Source organism: Corallococcus sp. CA053C, assembly GCF_003611675.1.
In the GTDB taxonomy this organism is placed as follows: domain Bacteria; phylum Myxococcota; class Myxococcia; order Myxococcales; family Myxococcaceae; genus Corallococcus.
In genome coordinates this window covers 1-1,798 of the sequence record NZ_RAWA01000747.1, presented here as the reverse complement: position 1 = coordinate 1,798, position 1,798 = coordinate 1, and the positions used below count along the sequence as shown (strand labels likewise).

Below are 1,798 nucleotides of genomic sequence, written 5' to 3'. Positions count from 1 at the left end.
CGCGGACATCCCGCCGCCCGCGTACGTGCGCGAGCCGCTGCGCCTCAACACCTCCGCGGGCCCCGTCACGTCAGCCCGCACGGTCCAGCGCCCGACTCCGCCCCCGGCACCCGCGGACATCCCGCCGCCCGCGTACACGCGCGAGCCCCTGCGATTGAACATGCCGGGCACGTCGGCCCGCACCGCGCCCGCCACGCAGCCACCTCCGGCCGCGCAGCCTCCGAACCGGGGCGCGAGCACCGGCGCCGCGCCTCCGACGCTCTATCCTCCGGGCGAGCGTCCGCTGCCGCCTCCGCAGGCCGTGCCCGTGCTGACGCCCGTGGGGCCTGCCACGCCGCAGGCCGTGCAGGGCGCTCCGGCGGGAAGCGCGCAGCCGAACCGCCCGGCGGGGTCGCAGGCTCCCGCCGCGAACGCACCGCAGGGCCCGCCGTCCGCCACGAACCCGTCCCAGCCCGCGGGACGTGCGCCCGCCTCCGGGCCCCAGGCGCCGAGCCGCGCGATTGCGACGGACGGTGTCGCGGGAACCGCCGCTTCGGCGCAGCAGCCGGGCACTTCCGCGCAGGGCGCCAACGCGACGCCGCAGGCCTCCGGTCAGAACGTTCGGCCAGGGTCCACCGCCACGTCGCCGCAGAACGCGGGTTCGGGTTTCACGGCGCCGGGCATGCCCGTGTCGCCGCAGGCCACGGGTCAGAACGCCGGGGCCACCGCACCGGGTACGGTCGGGCCCACGCAGGTTTTCGGGCAGAACGCCCGGCCGGGTTCCCCCGCGGTGCCGCCGCAGGCGTCCGGTCAGAACACAGGGACGGGCTCCACGGCGGTGCCGCCGCAGAATGCTCGGCCAGGCTCCACCGCCGTGCCGCCGCAGGCGTCCGGTCAGAATGCCGGGTCGGGTTCCCCGGCACCGGGCACTTCCGCACCGACCGCGCCGCCGCAGGCCGCCGGCCAGAACGCTCGACCAGGTTCCACCGCGCCGGTGCCTCCCGCCGCGCAGCCTCCGCAGGCCGCAGGCGCCCGCCAGGGCACGCCTGCCTTGTGGCCGCCTTCGCCCGGGCAGCAGGCCCGCGAGGCCTCGGGCGCCACGCTGCCCGCCGCGCCCGCGCCGCCCCGGGGTGAGCCATCGTTCATCATCTTCAGCAACCCGGCTGCGAACCCGGGCGCCAACCGTCCGCGCACCACGCCGGAGACCGCGTCCTCGGTACCGGGTGCCTCCAACGCGCCCGGCGCTGAAGTGCCGGACTGGACGCTGCCCCAGGCACGCGCCGCGCTGCGCGAATCGACGCGGGACCGCGACCGGCTGGTGGACGTGGCGCTGCGCTTCGGCCGCCGCACGTTCGACTACGTGGCCGCCTTCGCGGTGGTGCGCGGTGCCGCGGGCGGCTGGGACTCGCGCGGCGAGGGCCTGGACGCGAACGCCCTGTCGCAGGTCTCCATCCCGCTGGACGCGAGCAGCGTCTTCCGCACCGTGGCCGTCACGCGCGGCAGCTACGCGGGCCCGCTGCCTCCGGACGCGCTCACGCGTCACTACCTGGAGCTGTTCGGCCGCCAGTCGCCCCGCACCGTCTTCCTGTACCCGGTGGAGGTGAAGGGCCGGCTCGTCGCCATCCTCTACGGCGACTGCGGCCAGAAGCCGATGAGCCAGCGCCGGCTGAGCGACTACATCCTGTTCTGCCAGGACCTGCCCGCCGCCTTCCAGGAGCTCATCCTCTTCCGCAAGCAGCGCGTGGCCGAGCTGCGCACGCCCGACGAGGACTTCACCATCGACGTGGACGTGCCCGGCTTCCCGGCCGCGTCCCAGCCC

1 pseudogene is annotated in these 1,798 nt (G+C 76.5%); it reads left to right on the top strand.

What is annotated here, in order from left to right:
• Positions 1–1,798 (top strand): annotated as a pseudogene (locus D7V97_RS42795) (hypothetical protein); the annotation flags it as partial.